16 protein-coding genes are annotated in these 16,816 nt (G+C 60.6%); 8 read left to right on the top strand and 8 right to left on the bottom strand.

Annotation, left to right across the window (positions count from 1 at the left end; translation table 11 throughout):
* Window positions 1–100: 100 nt before the first annotated feature.
* From ACP7BS_RS17450 to ACP7BS_RS17440, 3 genes are all read right to left on the bottom strand, one after another.
* Window positions 101–718, bottom strand: coding sequence for a helix-turn-helix transcriptional regulator (locus ACP7BS_RS17450; protein ID WP_426239118.1), 618 nt, complete (start codon window positions 716–718; stop codon window positions 101–103).
* 10 nt (window positions 719–728) lie between these two features.
* Window positions 729–1,835: an aminotransferase class I/II-fold pyridoxal phosphate-dependent enzyme gene (locus ACP7BS_RS17445; RefSeq protein WP_426231617.1), complete on the bottom strand. Its 1,107-nt coding sequence runs from the start codon at window positions 1,833–1,835 to the stop codon at window positions 729–731.
* Between the two features lie 79 nt (window positions 1,836–1,914).
* The gene (locus tag ACP7BS_RS17440) at window positions 1,915–2,733 is read right to left on the bottom strand and encodes a class I SAM-dependent methyltransferase (RefSeq protein WP_426239117.1); all 819 of its coding nucleotides are present in this window, start codon (window positions 2,731–2,733) and stop codon (window positions 1,915–1,917) included.
* A 122-nt stretch (window positions 2,734–2,855) separates the two neighbouring features.
* Here ACP7BS_RS17440 and ACP7BS_RS17435 point away from each other — a divergent pair, with 122 nt between their 5' ends.
* From ACP7BS_RS17435 to ACP7BS_RS17415, 5 genes are all read left to right on the top strand, one after another.
* Window positions 2,856–3,989, top strand: coding sequence for an ABC transporter substrate-binding protein (locus ACP7BS_RS17435; RefSeq protein WP_426239116.1), 1,134 nt, complete (start codon window positions 2,856–2,858; stop codon window positions 3,987–3,989).
* A 3-nt stretch (window positions 3,990–3,992) separates the two neighbouring features.
* A complete protein-coding gene (locus ACP7BS_RS17430) occupies window positions 3,993–5,060 on the top strand; it encodes a FecCD family ABC transporter permease (RefSeq protein WP_426239115.1) in 1,068 nt (355 codons plus the stop codon).
* On the top strand, window positions 5,054–5,809 hold the full coding sequence (locus tag ACP7BS_RS17425; RefSeq protein WP_426231621.1) for an ABC transporter ATP-binding protein: 756 nt from the start codon (window positions 5,054–5,056) through the stop codon (window positions 5,807–5,809). The genes ACP7BS_RS17430 and ACP7BS_RS17425 overlap by 7 nt, the downstream gene beginning before the upstream one ends.
* Window positions 5,810–6,132: 323 nt before the next feature.
* On the top strand, window positions 6,133–7,659 hold the full coding sequence (locus tag ACP7BS_RS17420) for an ABC-F family ATP-binding cassette domain-containing protein (RefSeq protein ID WP_426239114.1): 1,527 nt from the start codon (window positions 6,133–6,135) through the stop codon (window positions 7,657–7,659).
* A gap of 159 nt (window positions 7,660–7,818) precedes the next feature.
* Entirely contained in the window at window positions 7,819–8,925 is a 1,107-nt protein-coding gene (locus ACP7BS_RS17415; RefSeq protein WP_426239113.1) for an HPP family protein, read from the top strand.
* A gap of 60 nt (window positions 8,926–8,985) precedes the next feature.
* Here ACP7BS_RS17415 and ACP7BS_RS17410 read toward each other — a convergent pair whose 3' ends face one another.
* The 4 genes from ACP7BS_RS17410 to ACP7BS_RS17395 form a co-directional block, all read right to left on the bottom strand.
* Complete coding sequence (locus ACP7BS_RS17410) at window positions 8,986–9,783, bottom strand: inositol monophosphatase family protein (protein ID WP_426239112.1); 798 nt, start codon at window positions 9,781–9,783, stop codon at window positions 8,986–8,988.
* A gap of 29 nt (window positions 9,784–9,812) precedes the next feature.
* Window positions 9,813–10,874 carry an ABC transporter ATP-binding protein gene (locus ACP7BS_RS17405; protein WP_426239111.1) on the bottom strand — a complete coding sequence of 354 codons (1,062 nt, stop codon included), beginning with the start codon at window positions 10,872–10,874 and terminating at the stop codon, window positions 9,813–9,815.
* Entirely contained in the window at window positions 10,871–13,102 is a 2,232-nt protein-coding gene (locus ACP7BS_RS17400; RefSeq protein WP_426239110.1) for an ABC transporter permease, read from the bottom strand. Before ACP7BS_RS17400 ends, ACP7BS_RS17405 begins: the two co-directional genes overlap by 4 nt.
* Window positions 13,103–13,249: 147 nt before the next feature.
* Window positions 13,250–14,281, bottom strand: coding sequence for an ABC transporter substrate-binding protein (locus tag ACP7BS_RS17395; protein ID WP_426239109.1), 1,032 nt, complete (start codon window positions 14,279–14,281; stop codon window positions 13,250–13,252).
* 183 nt (window positions 14,282–14,464) lie between these two features.
* Here ACP7BS_RS17395 and ACP7BS_RS17390 point away from each other — a divergent pair, with 183 nt between their 5' ends.
* Both ACP7BS_RS17390 and ACP7BS_RS17385 read left to right on the top strand, forming a co-directional pair.
* Window positions 14,465–15,469 (top strand): substrate-binding domain-containing protein, encoded by a 1,005-nt coding sequence (locus ACP7BS_RS17390; RefSeq protein ID WP_426239108.1) that lies wholly within the window; start codon window positions 14,465–14,467, stop codon window positions 15,467–15,469.
* A gap of 5 nt (window positions 15,470–15,474) precedes the next feature.
* Complete coding sequence (locus ACP7BS_RS17385) at window positions 15,475–16,008, top strand: NUDIX hydrolase (RefSeq protein WP_426239107.1); 534 nt, start codon at window positions 15,475–15,477, stop codon at window positions 16,006–16,008.
* 54 nt (window positions 16,009–16,062) lie between these two features.
* Here the strand turns inward: ACP7BS_RS17385 and ACP7BS_RS17380 are convergent, their stop codons facing one another.
* Window positions 16,063–16,221 (bottom strand): hypothetical protein, encoded by a 159-nt coding sequence (locus tag ACP7BS_RS17380; protein WP_426239106.1) that lies wholly within the window; start codon window positions 16,219–16,221, stop codon window positions 16,063–16,065.
* 317 nt (window positions 16,222–16,538) lie between these two features.
* Between ACP7BS_RS17380 and ACP7BS_RS17375 the strand changes: the two genes are divergently transcribed.
* Window positions 16,539–16,685, top strand: a complete 147-nt coding sequence (locus tag ACP7BS_RS17375; RefSeq protein ID WP_113243755.1) for a DUF1127 domain-containing protein — start codon at window positions 16,539–16,541, stop codon at window positions 16,683–16,685.
* Window positions 16,686–16,816: the final 131 nt, after the last annotated feature.

The following is a 16,816-nucleotide window of genomic DNA, read 5'->3' as shown; positions in this document are numbered from 1 at the left end:
GATGCCGGTAAGATCAGCGATGGTGATATCGCCGGGGTGAAGCCGCCGCAAGCGCACTGTCGAGATCGACCAAAGCCTCTATCTCAGTGTGACAGGATGATCATTCGTCCGCCGATCGGTCCTGGCTGAGATATTTGTAGACGGTCGCGCGGCCCATGCCGAGGATGCGCGAGATGTAGGCGGCGGAGTTCTTGCCGCCGAAAGCGCCGTCGGCCGAGAGATCCTTGACCACCTGCTGCTTCTGCTCGCGGGTCAGGTCGGCGATGATCAGCCCGCGCGAACCCGTCCAGTTCTGGATGTACTCGTTGATACGCTCGTGCCAGTCTTCCTTGAACAGGCTTGCCGGCTTGGCATGATCGACGGGGATCGAGGCGAAGGCGCTCAACGTCTGCATCACGGCATGAAAATGCGAGACGTCGGCATTGATGCACATCACGGCCATCGGCCGCTCGCTGCTATCGCGCAGGATGATGCTGATCGACTTGATGCGGCGGCCATCCCAGTTGACCTTTTCATAAGGGCCGAGAAGCCGCTCGGCCGGACGGAAGTCGATCTCGTGCAACAACGAGGGCTCGCCGATCTCGCGCTTGGAAAAATTCCCGGCGATGTGCGCCGCCGTCTCCGTGTCGAGATCGTGCAGCACCACCTCGACAAATGGCTGGAACAGCTGTGCGACACCATCGCAAACGGCAGCATAGGAGGCGAGTTCAGGCTTCATAGGGTGGTTCTCAACCCCTCATGAAATCTGCAAGGCGCTCCAACCCGGCTTCCAGATGAGGCTTCTGTGCGCCGATACCGATGCGGATATAGCCGTCAAGGCCGTAGACATCGCCGGGCACCAGCATGACGCTCTTTTGCTCCCGCACCCGATCGACCAGAACGGAGGAGTTGATGTCACGGTTATAACGCACGAAAGCCATGCCGCCGGCGCGTGGCGGCAGGTAGGAAAATAAATTGTTGTGCGCCTCGATCCAGGCTGTCAGCAACGCCCGATTTTCCCGTAGCAGATGGCGGCTGCGTGCCAGAATTTCGGCCCGTTTGGCTGGCTGCAGGACGATATTGGCGATGTGCTCGCTCAATGCCCCGGTAGTGATCGAGGTATAGTCCTTGCGCTGCCAGGTGCCGTAGATTTCCTTGGCCGGACCAACCAACCAGCCGAGCCGGAGGCCCGGAAGCGCCATCGCCTTGGAAAGCCCCGCGGTTACCACTGCCTTTTCGTATAGGTCGGCAAAGCTGATGGACTCTTCGGTATCCAGTTCGGAACCCTTGTAGATTTCGTCGGCATGCAGATACACGCCGTGCTCGCGGGCGATATCGACAAGCGCATCCATCGTTTCGCGCGGCAACAGGCTGCCGGTCGGGTTGTTCGGATTACACAGGCTGATCATCTTGGTCTTCGGGGTAACGGCGGCGCGCACCTCGTCGAGATCGGGCAACCATCCCAGCTCCTCGCGCAAAACGATCTCTTTGACGGTGACGCCGAGCGCCTTTGCCCAGCCGCGGATCTGCAGATAGTTCGGCACGAACATCACCATCTCGTCGCCGGGCTCCAAAAGAGTCATGACCAGAATGAAGTTTGCTTCCGCCGAGCCATTGGTGACCATGACGTTTTCGCGGTCACGGTCCTTGTAGAGCCGGGCGACGGTATCGCGCAGCTCTACGCCGCCATTGGTCCAGCCGTAGCCGAGCTCGACCTCGTGCAGGCCTAGCAGTTGGTCCGGCGTCAACAGTTCCTTCAACGAATAGGGATGGACGCCGCTGTCGGAGAGATTGAGCTCCACCAGATTCTCATAAAGCGACTGAATCCGTTCGAGCGTGAATTCCTCGATCTGCATGACTGGCTTCTCCGTGATAGCGATGCAGCTTGTCTATCACGGAGACTATGGACAATAAAGTCCAGAATGGAAAGTTGGTCTATATTGATTCTTTAACCGGTTTGATTGCCCGGATCGCATAGCGATGCTGTGTCGCGCGGGCCAACCCTTTCAGGATATTCCAGTGCTTGGCCTGCGTGCGGTGGATGTCGCCAAGATCGGTATCGATGACAATGTTTTCGAACCCTGCGGCAGCCAATAGACCGGCGACGGCTTCGGCGCGGGCGCCTTGCGAGAAATAGACCCGCGAAAGAATGCTGCGGTGGGTCTCCATCATGCCGGGCGGGGTATGAAGCGGATCGCCCTTCAAGAGCCCGTAGCGCTGGCCCCAGCCGGCAAGCTTCATCAGCGCGCGTTCGAACAGGGTCGTGTTGACGAAATCTCCGTCGATCACCAGCAGCGTGCCGCCGGGTTTCAGCACCCGCAACCATTCGGCAAAGGCGTTCGCCGGATCGACCAGCGTCCAGACCAGATGCCGGTTGATGACCACGTCATAGTGATCGTCCGGCTCCATGGTGTTTTCGGCATCCCCGATGCGGAAGGTGATGTCCCGGGTGCGGGTTTTCGCCTTGTCGCGGGCGCGCTCCAGCATCGGTTCGGCCCAGTCGAGACCGGTGACCTGGAAACCGAGATCGTCCATCAGATGCGAGACGACGCCGGTGCCACTGGCCAGATCCAGCGCCAAGCGCCCATAACCCGTGCCGAGATGCTTGCCGATCAGCCGATGCCAGGCAACACGTTCCTCGTCGGAGAAGATCTCGTGTCCCGGCGATTGATCGAAGGTTGCCGCGCGCACCGACCAATAGGCCTTGATCTCGTCGCGCAGGTCATAGTTCGAGAGACGGGGCGTGTCAGTCATGGATGGCTGCCTTGCATTGAAGTGTTGGCGAACGGTTTCTGGAAAGCTTCTAAAAGATAAAACTTGACTGTCAATATCATGATATCTACGAAACTTGCAGTTCCCCGATGGAGTTGAAAACGATGGGTATGTTCGGCAAGGCGGCCTTGGTCGCCGTGGGTCTCTGCGCGCTTTTTTCCAGTACAGCGCTGGCCGGTGAAAAGGTCGTCATCAAGGATATAACCGGACGTGACGTCGAGGTCAGTGTCCCGGTCGAAAATGTCATTCTCGGGGAGGGCCGGCAGATCTATTTCGTCGCCGCACTGGACCGGGATGCACCCTTCAAGCGTATCGTCGGCTGGCGGGACGACCTGTCAAAGGCCGATCCGGAAACCTATGCCACCTATCTCGCCAAATACCCGGAGATGGCAAAGCTGCCGACATTCGGCGGCATGAAGGATGGCACGTTCGATATCGAACAGGCCATTTCGCTGAAGCCCGACGTCGTCATCATGAACCTCGATGCGAAGACCTCGACCGAAGAAGCCGGCTATATCGAAAAGCTCGGCAAGGTCGGTATCCCGCTCGTCTATATCGATTTCCGCGAAAAGCCGATGGAAAATACCGAAGCCAGCATGCGGATCATGGGCAAGCTGCTTGGTCAGGAAACCAAGGCCGAGGACTTCATCAAGTTCCGCGCCGACGAGATCGCCAAGGTGACCGACGTGCTGGCCAAGACCCATATGGTTCGACCGGTCGTCTTCGTCGAGCGGGCCGGCGGCTATTCCGACGATTGCTGCATGTCGTTCGGCAACGAGAATTTCGGCAGGATGGTCGAAATCGCCGGGGGCACGAATATGGCCAAGGACATCATTCCAGGCACGTTCGGTACGGTCAATCCGGAACAGATCATCGCCTCCAATCCGGATCAAATCATCATCACCGGAGGCAATTGGCAGGGCTTTGTTCCTGGCGGCAACTGGGTCGGCGTTGGTTATGGTGCCGATCTGACCGAAGCGCACCGCAAGCTCGAGAACCTGACCAAGCGCCCGGCATTCACCGGCGTCAAGGCGGTCGAGGACGGCAATGTCCACGCCATCTGGCACCAGTTCTACAACAACCCGTATCAGTTCGTGGCGATCCAGCAGATTGCCAAATGGCTGCATCCGGAACTGTTCAAGGATCTCGATCCGGGAGCGACGTTCAAGGAACTGCATGCGCGCTTCCTGCCGCTGGACTACAAGCCCGGCTATTTCGTCTCCCTGAAGGGTGAATAACCGATGGCCATTGCCGCCGAACGGAGCGAAACGACAACAGGGCGCGTCCAGTATCGCGCCCTGGCTTTTCGCCGGATCGTGCTGATCTGCGGCATGGTCGCGGCCCTGCTCCTCAGCGTCTCCATCGACATGGCGCTGGGGCCGGCCAATTACACCTTGAAAGAGGTGCTGACCTCCCTGTTCTATGCCGGTTCGGTCAGCGATCAGCTGCGCGTCGTCATCTGGGATATCCGCATGCCGATCGCGATAATGGCCGTGACCGTCGGCGCATCGCTCTCGGTCGCCGGGGCGCAGATGCAGACCATTCTCGCCAATCCGCTGGCAAGCCCCTTCACGCTGGGGATTTCAGCCGCCGCCGGATTTGGCGCAGCGCTTGGCCTTGTCGGCGGCGTGGCGCTTTTTCCGGCCGCCGTGCAGTTCATGATCCCGATCAATGCCTTCCTGATGGCGATGGCGGCGGCTTTGTTCATCCATTTCGCCTCGACCATGCGCGGCGTGACGGTCGAAACCATCGTGCTGCTCGGCATCGCATTGGTCTTCACCTTTAACGCGCTGCTGTCGCTCCTCGAATATTTGGCCTCCGAACAGGCATTGGCGGCGGTGGTCTTCTGGACGATGGGCAGCCTCACCAAGGCGACGTGGCCGAAGGTCTGGATCACCGGTGCGGTGCTTGTGTTTACCCTTCCGCTGTTTGCACGGCAGGCCTGGGCGCTGACGGCGTTGCGACTCGGTGAAGACAAGGCGGCAAGCCTTGGCATCAATGTGCGCGGGCTGCGGCTGCAGACGATGATGACCGTCAGCCTGCTTGCGGCCATCCCGGTCTCCTTTGTCGGCACCATCGGTTTCGTCGGCCTGCTCGGCCCACATATCGCCCGCATGCTGGTGGGCGAGGATCAGCGGTTCTTCCTGCCCGCGTCCGTGCTGTGCGGCGCACTGCTTTTGTCGGCCACATCCGTCGTGTCGAAAACGCTCATTCCCGGCGCCATCCTGCCGATCGGGGTCATTACCGCGCTGGTCGGGGTGCCGTTCTTCTTCATCCTGATCTTCACCAATCGGAGGCGGGCATGGTAGGTCTGGCACTCAAGGGCGTCGGCGCCAAATACGGCAAGCACGTCGTGCTCTCGGACGTCGATACCGATGTCCTCAACGGCGGCGTGATGACTGCCGTCATCGGTCCGAATGCGGCGGGTAAATCCACCTTGTTCAAGCGCATCGCCGGGCTCGCTTCGGGGCCGGGGACGGTCGTTCTGTCCGATACGCTGAAGGGGCCGGAAACCATCTGTTACATGCCGCAGGACACGGGCGCCAATGCCGTTCTGACGGTCTACGAATCCGTGCTGCTCGCCAGCAAGCAAGGGTCGAGCTGGAAGGTGCGCGACAGCGAGCTTCTGGAAATCGACCGTATCCTGCAGGCCCTGCGGATCGACGACCTTGCCTTTCGCGGCCTCGGCGAGCTGTCCGGCGGCCAGCGGCAATTGGTGTCGATTGCCCAGGCACTGATCCGCAAACCCGAAATCCTTTTGATGGACGAGCCCACCTCGGCGCTCGATCTGTTTCGCCAGATCGAAGTTCTGGGCTTCATGCGGTCGCTGGCGGCAAAGTCCGGCATGTCGGTGCTGATTGCTTTGCACGATCTCAATCACGCGCTGCGCTATTGCGAAAACACCATCGTCATCGCCAAGGGCGCGATGATCGCGAGTGGCCCGACCGGCGATGTCATTACGGATTCGATGCTGCGTGACATTTACAGGGTCGAGGCGCGGGTCGAGATGTGTTCGCATGGCAAGCCCGTCGTCATCGTCGATCACTCCATCCTTTGAGGCCGGGTTGCTCTGCTTTGGGGGGCGATTGCGAATCCCAAAATCGGATGTTATGAGAGATCCCTATCGAAAGGAGGGCTGCGCAATGAACACATTTTTCCGGCACCATCGCCAGCGTGGCCCCGTCAACGCCCTGCAAATGCGTTTGCAGGGCTGACCAAAGTCCGTTTCTCTTAAAAAACCGTCTTCTGGTCTGCCCTTCGTGGCACTGCGCTGATCCTATTGGTTCGAGCTGCTGTATTTTCTATCCGCCGCGCGCATCGCATCGATGATGGCTTGAGAGCCCTCGATGGATGTTTGCGCGGCAAGACCAGAGACCGATCATGACCCTTATCAACATCCGCAATCTCGGCATCGTGCTGGGCAGTCCGCTGTTCTCCAAACTCAACCTCGTCGTCAATGCCGGCGATCGCATCGGCCTCGTCGCTGCCAATGGCCGCGGAAAGTCGACGCTGTTTCGCTGCCTTGCCGGCGCCCTTGAGGCGAACGAAGGCGAGATCACCAAGGCACGCGGCCTGACCATCGGCTATGTCGAACAGAACGTTCCCACCCGCCTGTTCGATCTACCCTTTTATGCTGCCGTGCTGGATGCGCTGTCCGCCGACCAGCAGGAAAGCGAGAGCTGGCGTGTCGATGTGGTGCTGGAGGAGCTCGATGTGCCGGAAGCGTTGCGGCAGCGGCCGTTGAAGCAGTTGAGCGGTGGCTGGCAGCGTATTGCGATGCTTGCCCGCGTCTGGGTGACCGAGCCGGATGTGCTGTTGCTCGACGAGCCGACCAACCATCTCGATCTCGGCAAGATCGCCATGCTTGAGGCGTGGCTGAATGCGCTGCCGCGCGATGTGCCCGTCATCATCGCCAGCCATGACCGTGCCTTCCTCGACACGGTGACCAACCGCACGCTCTTTCTGCGCGCCGAGCAATCGCAGATCTTTCCGTTGCCCTACACACGGGCGCGGGGTGCACTGGACGAGGCCGACGCTGCCGACGAGCGCCGCTATCAGCGCGACATCAAGGTCGCCGATCAATTGCGCAAGCAGGCGGCCAAGCTCAACAATATCGGCATCAATTCCGGCAGCGACCTGCTGGTGGTCAAGACCAAGCAGCTGAAGCAGCGGGCGGACAAGCTCGAAGATGCCGCCAAGCCCGCACATCTGGAGCGCTCGGCCGGAGCCATCAGGCTCGCCAATCGCGGCACCCATGCCAAGGTGTTGATCACCCTGGAGGATGCCACGGTTCAGACGCCGGATGGCACCCTGTTGTTCAAAACCGGCAAGCAGTTCGTCTGCCAGGGTGACCGGATCGTGCTGCTCGGGGCCAACGGCGCCGGAAAAACCCGCCTTGTCTCGATGCTGCGCAGGGCGGTTGAACAGCCAGAGGTGGCGCAGGACGGCATCAAGGCGACGCCTTCGCTGGTTCTCGGCTATGGCGATCAGGCGCTCGCCGATCTTCGCAATGAAGACACCCCGATGGGGACGATTATTCGCCGGTTCGATATCGGCGACCAGCGGGCGCGGGCGCTGCTGGCAGGCGCTGGAATGTCCATCGAGCTGCAGGCGCGGCCGGTCGGCCAGCTGTCGGGTGGTCAGAGGGCACGGCTCGGCATGCTGATCCTGCGGCTGACCAACCCCAACTTCTACCTGCTCGACGAGCCGACCAACCATCTGGATATCGACGGCCAGGAGGCGCTGGAGGGCGAACTGATGGCGCATCAGGCGAGCTGCCTGTTCGTCTCGCACGACCGCAGTTTTGTCCGCTCGGTCGGCAATCGCTTCTGGTTGATCGAGAAGAAGAAGCTGGTCGAGGTCGATAGTCCGGAAGGCTTCTTTGCCGAAGCCGCCAAACAGAACTAGGTGATCTTGGCGGGCGGGAAACCGGCCGTCCCAGCCCTTGCCGCCAGGCCCGTTGCCGTTTGGCCGTTGCGCTTTGTGCGTGATTTTCCTATAGCCGGGACACGGGATGACGCGCGCGCCGGTATCCCGATCCCATCTTTCGGCGTGCCCGGTTTCCCGATGTCCCATCCCAAGATGCCAAAACCGGACGGCCGTTTTCGAATGTTCGTTCCCATTCTGGCCGGCGCCACCTTGCGCGAGCGGCTGATTGCCTGTGTCGGCGCGCTGATCGGTATCGGCCTGACCGGTCTGATCAGCAGTTATCTGCTCGGGCAGGGGCCGCACCTGCCTTTGATCGTGGCACCGATGGGCGCATCGGCCGTGCTGTTGTTTGCGGTACCGGCCAGCCCGCTGGCGCAGCCGTGGTCGATCATCGGCGGCAATACGATTTCGGCGCTGGTGGGCATCATCACCGCCTCTCTGGTCCACGATCCGGTTATTGCCTCCGGCGTCGGCGTCTCGTTCGCCATCGCGGCAATGTCGCTAACGCGTTGCCTTCATCCGCCTGGCGGGGCGGCGGCTCTGACTGCCGTGCTCGGCGGGCCGGTCGTTGCCAGTTGGGGGCTGTTGTTTCCGTTCGTGCCGGTCGGCCTCAATTCCTGCATTCTGGTCGCGCTCGGCTTGCTGTTTCACAAGCTTGCCCGGCGCAACTATCCGCATGCCGCGACCATAACGGCGGTCAATATCCACGAGACGGCAGACCTGCCCGCATCGCTGCGCGTCGGTTTTCGCGAGGAAGATCTCGACGCCGCGCTGGCCGCGTTTGACGAAACCTTCGACATCGACCGGGGCGATCTCAGCCGTTTGCTGCAACAGGTCGAGCTTCAGGCAACCATCCGCGCGCATGGCGATATCCGCTGCGCCGACATCATGTCCCGCGACGTCATCTCGATCGACGCCGATGCCGACCCGGCCGATGCGCGCGCGCTTGTCTTAAAGCATAATATCCGGACGCTGCCGGTCATGGACGGGAACGGCCATCTGGCCGGGACGATCGGTTTGCGGGAGTTGTCGAAGCATGCCGATCGTGTCGGCGACATCCTGTCGAAGGCCGCCACTGCTTCAGCCACCGATCCGGCGTTCTCGCTATTGCCGGTCCTGACCGACGGGCACGCCCATGCGGTCATCGTCATCGACAGCGAGCATCGGATACTCGGCTTGATATCCCAGACCGATCTTTTGAGCGCGGCGGCACGCGCTTTGCCAGCTGGTCGCGCCGAACGGTAAGGCGCTGCTCGGGTCTCAATGGGGCGGCGCCCGTTGGCGCACGCCCCCATGAGGGTTTTTTCAGAGGCCAGCGATTTTCATCAGGTCTTCCCGTGCGCCGGGAGCCGTCGCCAGGACCGGCGACCCCTTGGTCAGCTGTTCTCCTTCGACAGGGAAGGGGTGATACCAGCCGCCCGCTTCCTTGACGAGGCAATAACCGGCAAGGCAATCCCAGGCATGCATGTAGGGCTCGTAGTAACCCACCAGACGGCCGGCGGCGACATAGGCGAGCATCAGCGCTCCGGAGCCATTGCGGATGAAATTGCCGCCCGCTGCCAAAAGGTCCTCGACCATTTTGCCGACGAAGGCCGGCGTCACGTAATTGTTGGCACCGATGCCGGTGACGGCGTTGCGGATAGTGCGGGAGGGATCGAGGGTCAGCACCCGGCCGTTGAGCGTCGCGCCCTTGCCGCTCGCGCCGGCATAGAGTTCGTCATGGCAGGGGGCGCAGATGACGCCGATCACCGGTGCATTGTCGTGCAGCACGGCGATCGAGACGCACCAGTTCGGCATGCCGTTGACGAAAGGGCTGGTACCGTCGATCGGATCGACCACCCAAGTATAGCCGGAGTCGCCGGGGGCAAGACCGTATTCCTCGCCCAGGAACCCGTCGCCCGGGTTAACCTCAGCGACGCGGGCGCGAATGAGGTTCTCGACCTCGCGGTCGGCAATGGAAACAACGTCCTGCAGGTCGCGCTTGGTTTCGATCACCAGCGTCTCGCGTCTGTTGTAATAGTCGAGCGCAACGCTGCCTGCTTCCTTGGCGATAGCCTGCGCCAGGGCGAAACGCGCGTCGAGCCCGGAGATCTGCAATGTCATGAAATAGTCCTTCTGTAATATTGTATGCCTCAGCCGTTGATGATGGCGATACCGCGTCCCTTGAAGCCGATAGCGACTTCGGTCGCCGGTGCCAAGGCCCGTTCGACGGCCGGATCGACGACGAAAAGTCTGCCTGTGCTTGTCTCTACCTCGTATTCGACATGGTCGCCAAGATAGGCCGCATGGGTGATCTGGCCGGGAAAGGCAGCACCCGATGCCGGCTCCAGCGTGATCGAGTTTGGCCGCACTGCAAGCTTTGCCGGTCCGGGTTTGGCATTGCGGCTGGGTACGCGATGTTCGAGCCCGCCGATGCGGATGGTGGCGTCTGCGCCATCGACGCTGATGACGTCGCAGGCAACCACATTGGCCTCGCCCATGAAGTCGGCAATGAAGGCCGAAGCTGGCGCTTCATAGAGATCGCGGGGCGAGCCTTCCTGCGCGATCACACCGTCCTTCATGATGACGATGCGGTCGGAGACGGCCAGCGCCTCGTCCTGGTCATGGGTGACGTAGACGGCGGTAAAGCCGAGGCGCTGCTGCAGGTCACGGATTTCGGTTCGTACCTGGCGGCGCAGCCGGGCGTCGAGATTGGACAGCGGCTCGTCGAGCAACAGCACCTGCGGTTCGAGCACGAGGGCGCGGGCAACAGCGACGCGCTGCTGCTGGCCGCCGGAAAGCTCGGCGGGAAGCCGTCCGCCCATGCCGGCGAGACCGACCAGTTTCAGACCTTCCTCCGCTCTATCACGGGCTTCCTTCTTCTTGAGCCCGGACGATTCCAGGCCATAGGCGACATTGTCGAGCGAGCTCATATGCGGAAACAGCGCATAGGACTGGAACACCATCGAAACGTCGCGCTCATTGGCGGGCAGCATGGTGACGTCCTTGCCGCCGATCAGGATCTTGCCTGAGCTTGGATGTTCAAGGCCGGCCAGCATGCGCAGTGTCGTGGTCTTGCCGCAGCCGGAAGGCCCGAGCAACGTGACCAGCTGGCCGGGCTCAATGGTCAGCGACAGGTCGTGAATGGCGGTGAAGGCGCCGAACTGTTTCTTGATATTCTGAAAGACGACCGAGCCGGAGCGAGAGGTGATCATACGGTTTTCTCCTGACCGAGGGAAAGGGAAGGGGCTGAAGTGACGCCGGCGACGCGGTTTTCGCGCCGCAGCCGGCGTTCTCCGACGAGAAGCTGGAAGCTGGCGATAACGACAATCATCACCACGATCAGCATCGAGGAATAGGCGATCGCCACGCCATATTCGCCGTTTTCGACGAGGCCGACGATATAGGAGGTCGCCATGTTGTATTCGGCGCTGACGAGGAAGATGACGGCGCTGATCGAGGTGATGGCCCGCACGAAGGAATAGACCAAGGCTGCGGTGATCGCCGGGCGTAGCAGCGGAAGGATAACCTTGCGGATCGTCCTAAAGCTGTTGGCGCGCAGGGTCAGCGATGCCTCGTCGAGGCTCTTGTCGAGCTGGCTCATCGCCGCCACGCCGCCGCGCACGCCGACCGGCATGTTGCGGAAGACGAAGCAGGCAATCAGGATCAGTGCCGTACCGGTCATTTCCAGCGGCGGCAGGTTGAAGGCCATGATGTAGCTGATGCCGATGACCGTGCCGGGAATGGCAAAGCTCATCATCAGGGCGAATTCGAACACATTCCTGCCGGCGAATTTCTGCCGGACGATGAGATAGGCCGTCAGCAACCCGACGGCAGCCGTCAGCGGCGCCGAGATCAGCGCGATCTCGATCGTCGTCCAGAAGGAGTTCCAGGCCACACCAGTCCAGGCCAGTGCCCCATCGCGCATTTCGACAGAGAAGGCGCGGGCGTAGTGATCAAGCGTCAGCGAATTGTCCAGTCCCCAGGTCTTCACGAAGCCGCCGACCAGGATCATGCCGTAGATGACGACCGTGAAGATCATCCACGGGATAACCATGGCATGCACTGCGATCGAGATAGAGCGGGGCAGCGCGATATGCGAGCCGCTGTCGCCCTTGCCGGTCACGGTGGCGAAATTCTTGCCCGACAGCCAGTAGCGCTGGGCAAGGAATGCCGTCAGGGTGAAACAGAGCAGGATGATGGCAAGCACGGCGGCGCGGGACGGATCGTTCTGCGAACCAACAACGGCAAAGAAGATTTCAGTCGAAAGCACGCCATGGCTACCGCCGAGCACCAGCGGGTTACCGAAATCGGCCATGCTTTCGATGAAGCCGATCAGGAATGCATTTGCGATGCCCGGTTTCATCAATGGCAGCGATACGCGCCAGAAGGTGCGCCAGCGGTCGGCCCGCAGCGTCTGGGACGCTTCTTCCATGGATGGGCTGACGCCTTCGACGACGCCGATGAGCACGAGGAAGGAAATCGGCGTGAACGACAGGACCTGGGCGATCCAGATGCCGGTGAGGCCATAGAGCCAGCGGCCTGGCTCGATGCCGAACAAGTTGGACAGGCTTTCTGTGATCACCCCGGCGCGGCCGAACAGCAAAGTGAGGGCAAGGCCGATGACGAAGGGTGGGGTAATGATCGGCAGCACCGTCAAAAGCCGCAGGCCCTTCTTAAACGGGAAGCGCGTGCGGGTGGCGACCAACGCAAAGGCAAGACCCATGATGGTGGAGCCGCCCGCCGTCATCAAGGCCAGCCAGAGTGTGCGCCAGGCAACGCCGCAGCGCTCGCCACCAACAACGCAGCCAAGACTCCAGATCGAATTGTCCTGAATGTTGCGGGTAAAACCGTCCGGATTGAACGAGCCGTCGAAATCCTGGAAGGCGCCGACCAACATGCTGCCGACCGGATAGAATACGAAGATCGCGACGAGGAAAACCAGGATGGCGATCGAGGAGACGACAAAGGCATCGCCCTTCATGACGCCGCGCTCGGCAAGGCCGAAAGAGAAGATAAGAACGAAGGCGAATGCTGAAAGCACTGCACCGGCACCCATGGCTGGCTGGCCGTCGGCCAGCGCGCCAAACAGCGTTTCGCTGATCGTCCAGGACCAGCCGGAAAAGCCGATCGCCAGACCCTGAAGTGTCAGAAACAGCACGCCGGCGGCGCCTGCCGCGGCAAGCAATGTTCCGCGCGGCATCGGATCGCGAATGAACCGCGCTGCCACTACAGCGGCCATGATCAGGCCGGCAAAGGCCAGCCACCAGCGGCCGTAGCTGAGGATTTGCAGAATGCCCGGAGCGACGGAGGCCTCTGTCGGAAAGCCGGAAAACCAGCCGAATCCGAGAAATCCGCCTTCGATCCGGTACCACGGAACCAGAAGGAAGGCGGCAATGCCTATTCCGAGGACAATATCCAGCCTACGGTTGCGATGGTCCATAACGATCCCCGCGCCTTTTCATGATGCAAAATATGGAGTTAGGAGTGGCCGGAGACGGCGCCGCAATCTGAGGAGGGTTGCGCGATCCCCGGCCGGGAAAAACTTTGGGTCTGGCCTTGACGATGGCCCCGGCCTGACCCGTGTCTCTTAGTTGGCGTTGGCGCTGATTTCGCGATCCCAGCGCTCAAGCAGTTCCTTGCGCTTGGCCGGATCGCCATAGGTCTTGAAGTCGTAGTCGATCAGCTTGATGTCCTCGAAGCGCGGTGCTTCCTTGGGGATTTCAGCCGTCTTGTTGGACGGCAGCTGGAAGGATTTTGCATCCTTCATGCGCGACTGCACATCCGGCTTCAGTGCCCAGTCGTACCAGGTCTTGGCATTGTCGAGGTTCTTTGCGCCCTTGACAATCGACATCGAGCCGATCTCGTAACCGGTACCTTCGCACGGTGCGACCGACTTGACCGGAAAACCTTCTGCCGTCTGGGCAACGGCATCATGCATGAAGACGATGCCGATCGCCGTTTCGCCGCGTGCAGCCGCCTTTACCGGGGCAGAGCCGGACTTGGTATATTGCGAAATATTGGCATTGAGCTTCTTTAAATAGTCGTAGGCCTGGTCTTCACCCATGATCTGGACCAGTGAAGCGAGCGCCGTATAGGCGGTGCCGGACGAGTTCGGGTTGGCAATCTGGATTTCACCCTTGAATGCCGGGTCGAGAAGGTCCGCCCAGCATTTCGGCTCCTTGAAACCCTTGGTCTTGAAAATCTCGGTATTGTAGCCCCAGCCGAGAGCGCCGGCGTAGACGCCGACCGTCTTGTAGCCGGAGCTTTCCGCCTGCTTCTTTGCCCAATCCTGCAACTGGTCGAGCATCGGCGACTTGTATTCCAGGGTCAGGTTTTCAGATGCCGCCTGCAGGTGCGGATCGCCTGTTCCGGCCCACCAGATGTCAGTTTTCGGATTGCGCGCCTCGGCCCGGATCTTGGCATAGGTTTCGCCGGAAGACAGGCGCACCATGTTGACCTTGATGTCGCTGTGCGCCTTTTCGAAGTCGCCCTTCATCTGCTCGCAGATGACCACATCGGCCGAGCAGATCAGGTTGAGATCGCCGGCGGCCTGGGCCGAGAAAGCTGAAAGTGTCGTTCCGGCGACCAATGCGGCGACGGCAATATATCGTGAACCCATGAAATTTCCTCCTGTTAAGCGGCGCCTCCACGCCATCAGCTTTTGCAAGCGTGTGCAAATGCTGCATGAGATGACAACGGCTGTCAAACAAAATCTTCACAAAACTGTCACACTTCGAGGGATCGAGCGCTTGCACGCAATTGCAAAATTGTGCAGATTACGCGCAAGAGGACGGACCGCATCGTGTCACAAAAATTATTCGTCAGTGCCCAGGAAGTGGCGGAGAAGGCCGGGGTTTCGCGCTCCGCAGTTTCCCGTACGTTTACATCAGGTGCCAGCGTTTCGCCGAAAACGCGGCAGAAAGTGCTCGATGCCGCAGAGGCGCTCGGCTACCACGTCAATCACCTGGCCCGCGGACTCATGCGCAACGAAAGCGGCATCGTCTGCCTGATCGTCTCAGAAATCGGCACGCCCTATCGCTCGGCGCTGCTGCGCGCCCTGACACAGCAGTTGCAGAATTCCGGCAAGGTCGCGATGCTGATCAACACCGACCGGTCGGACGGCAGTGTCGACCTGGCTCTCCGGCAGGCGATTCGCTACCGGGCCGATGCCTCGGTCATCCTGTCCGGCCTGCCGGACAAGTCGATCACCGACCTTTGTCTGAAGAACGGCCAACGGCTGGTGCTGATCAACCGCGATGACGACCGGGAAGGGCCGCTGAAGATCAATCTGGATGACGCGGATGCGGCTTCGCGTATTGCCACCGCGTTCGTGCGGGCTGGCTGCCGCAAGCTTGCCTTTGCCAACTCCCAGGCCGGCACCCCAAGCCTGATGGCACGCGAGCACGGCTTCGTTGCCGCTGCCAAGGCGCTGGGTCTGGATGTGATCGTCGAGCGGTTCGGCCATACCGGGTATGAAAGTGGCCGGGTTGTCGCCCAACAGCTTCTGACCCGCAAGGAGCGCCCGGACGCAGTGTTCTGCGCCACCGATCTCCTCGCCTGCGGTTTCATGGATGCCGCCCGTCATCAGTTTTCAGTGTCCGTTCCAGATCAGATTTGTGTGGCCGGTTTCGATGATATCGAGCAGGCGTCCTGGTCATCCTATGGGTTGACCACATTCGCGCAGCCCGTGGACACGATTGCGCGCGAGGCCGTGTCCTGGCTGGTATCCGAGGACGCCGAGCCTGAGGACCATACGGTGCGCCTGCATGCCGACCTGGTATGGCGAACCTCGATCAGAGGCGGGTAAGCCTTATGGGCGGTGCGCTGAAAAAATCGTCGAAAAAACCGGCAACCTTTTTGTCCGAGCTGGCCCCATTTACAGAAACCTTGTTCAAGGAGCGGATGCGCGAGCAGTTCGCGGCGTTGTGCTACCGCATTTGTGCGGAAGGTGGCATATTCGAAGTTCTTTTGGTAACGAGCCGTCAAAGCGGCCGCTGGATCATTCCCAAGGGCTGGCCCATAGCCGGCAAAAAGCCACACGAGGTCGCCGCGATCGAAGCCTTTGAGGAGGCCGGCGTGCGCGGAAAGGCAACGAAAAAGCCGTTCGGGTATTTCACCTATCTGAAGATGTTCACCAATGGCGAGCGCGCGCCTTGTTGCGTCCAAGTGCACCTGCTCGATGTCAGGGAAAGCTGCGATGTCTTTCGTGAGAAGGGCCAGCGGCTCAGCGAGTGGGTGTCCTGCGTCGAGGCGGCGCGGCGTGTACGCGAGCCTGAGTTCAAAGGACTTTTCCTGTCTATGCAACGGGCAAATGTTTCCCGCCAACAGGTGGGCGGTCACAGATAGCCGCCCCGCGCTGAGCGGACTGCGCGAAACAGTGTAGGCCAGCTTGTCGAGCCTTTAGCCAAATCGCTCCATTTCAAAATTAACCGGCGCCACCGGACCATTCACGCGGCTGGTTTTCGCAAGCGTGGTGGTATGATCTGCCATAGTCAGTGCCATCAGCAGGCCGGCGCCGACGACAAAACCGAATGCGAGATAGGAAAACTTCGCGAGCATTTTAGTAACTCCTGTTTACCTCATCCGTTGAACGCGGCGAGATGGGTAAAGTTCCGCTGAGATGGGAGAACCGTTTCAGATGTTCGGTGATGCGATTGCCATGGCGCCCGGCAATGAACGGCGTCACTCCCAAGTGCAAACCGCAGTCTGCCATTGGGATTGGCCCTTTGGAAGTTGACCATGCAGCTAGTGCATGGGTGTCCTGAAGTATTGGCGCTGTTACTCCATAATCAGGAGGCTTATACACAACTCATCACAACGACAACGGCGCCACTGAATGGCTGCCGGGCCCGGAAAGCCCTAGAAAGGGGATTATCATGAACGTAGCACGCTCTTTCAACAATTGGCGCAAGTACCGTCAGACGGTCACCGAACTTGGCCGCATGACCTCCCGCGAACTGCGCGACCTCGGCATCGACCGTGCCGATATCCAGAGCATCGCCCGCGCCTCGGTCGCTCGCTAATCGCTTAAAACACCGCCCCCGGCGAAGTGTCCATAAACGCCCGTTGCCTTGCAGCGGGCGTTTCTGTGTTTGGCGCATAACGAAGGATGTGGGATGCCGCCACTTGAAGCCTGCGGGATAGCACCCTCCAA

The organism is Pararhizobium sp. DWP1-1-3, assembly GCF_049896125.1.
GTDB lineage: Bacteria > Pseudomonadota > Alphaproteobacteria > Rhizobiales > Rhizobiaceae > Pararhizobium.
Note: the sequence above shows the minus strand (reverse complement) of the source record. Positions and strands in the feature narration are given on the sequence as shown.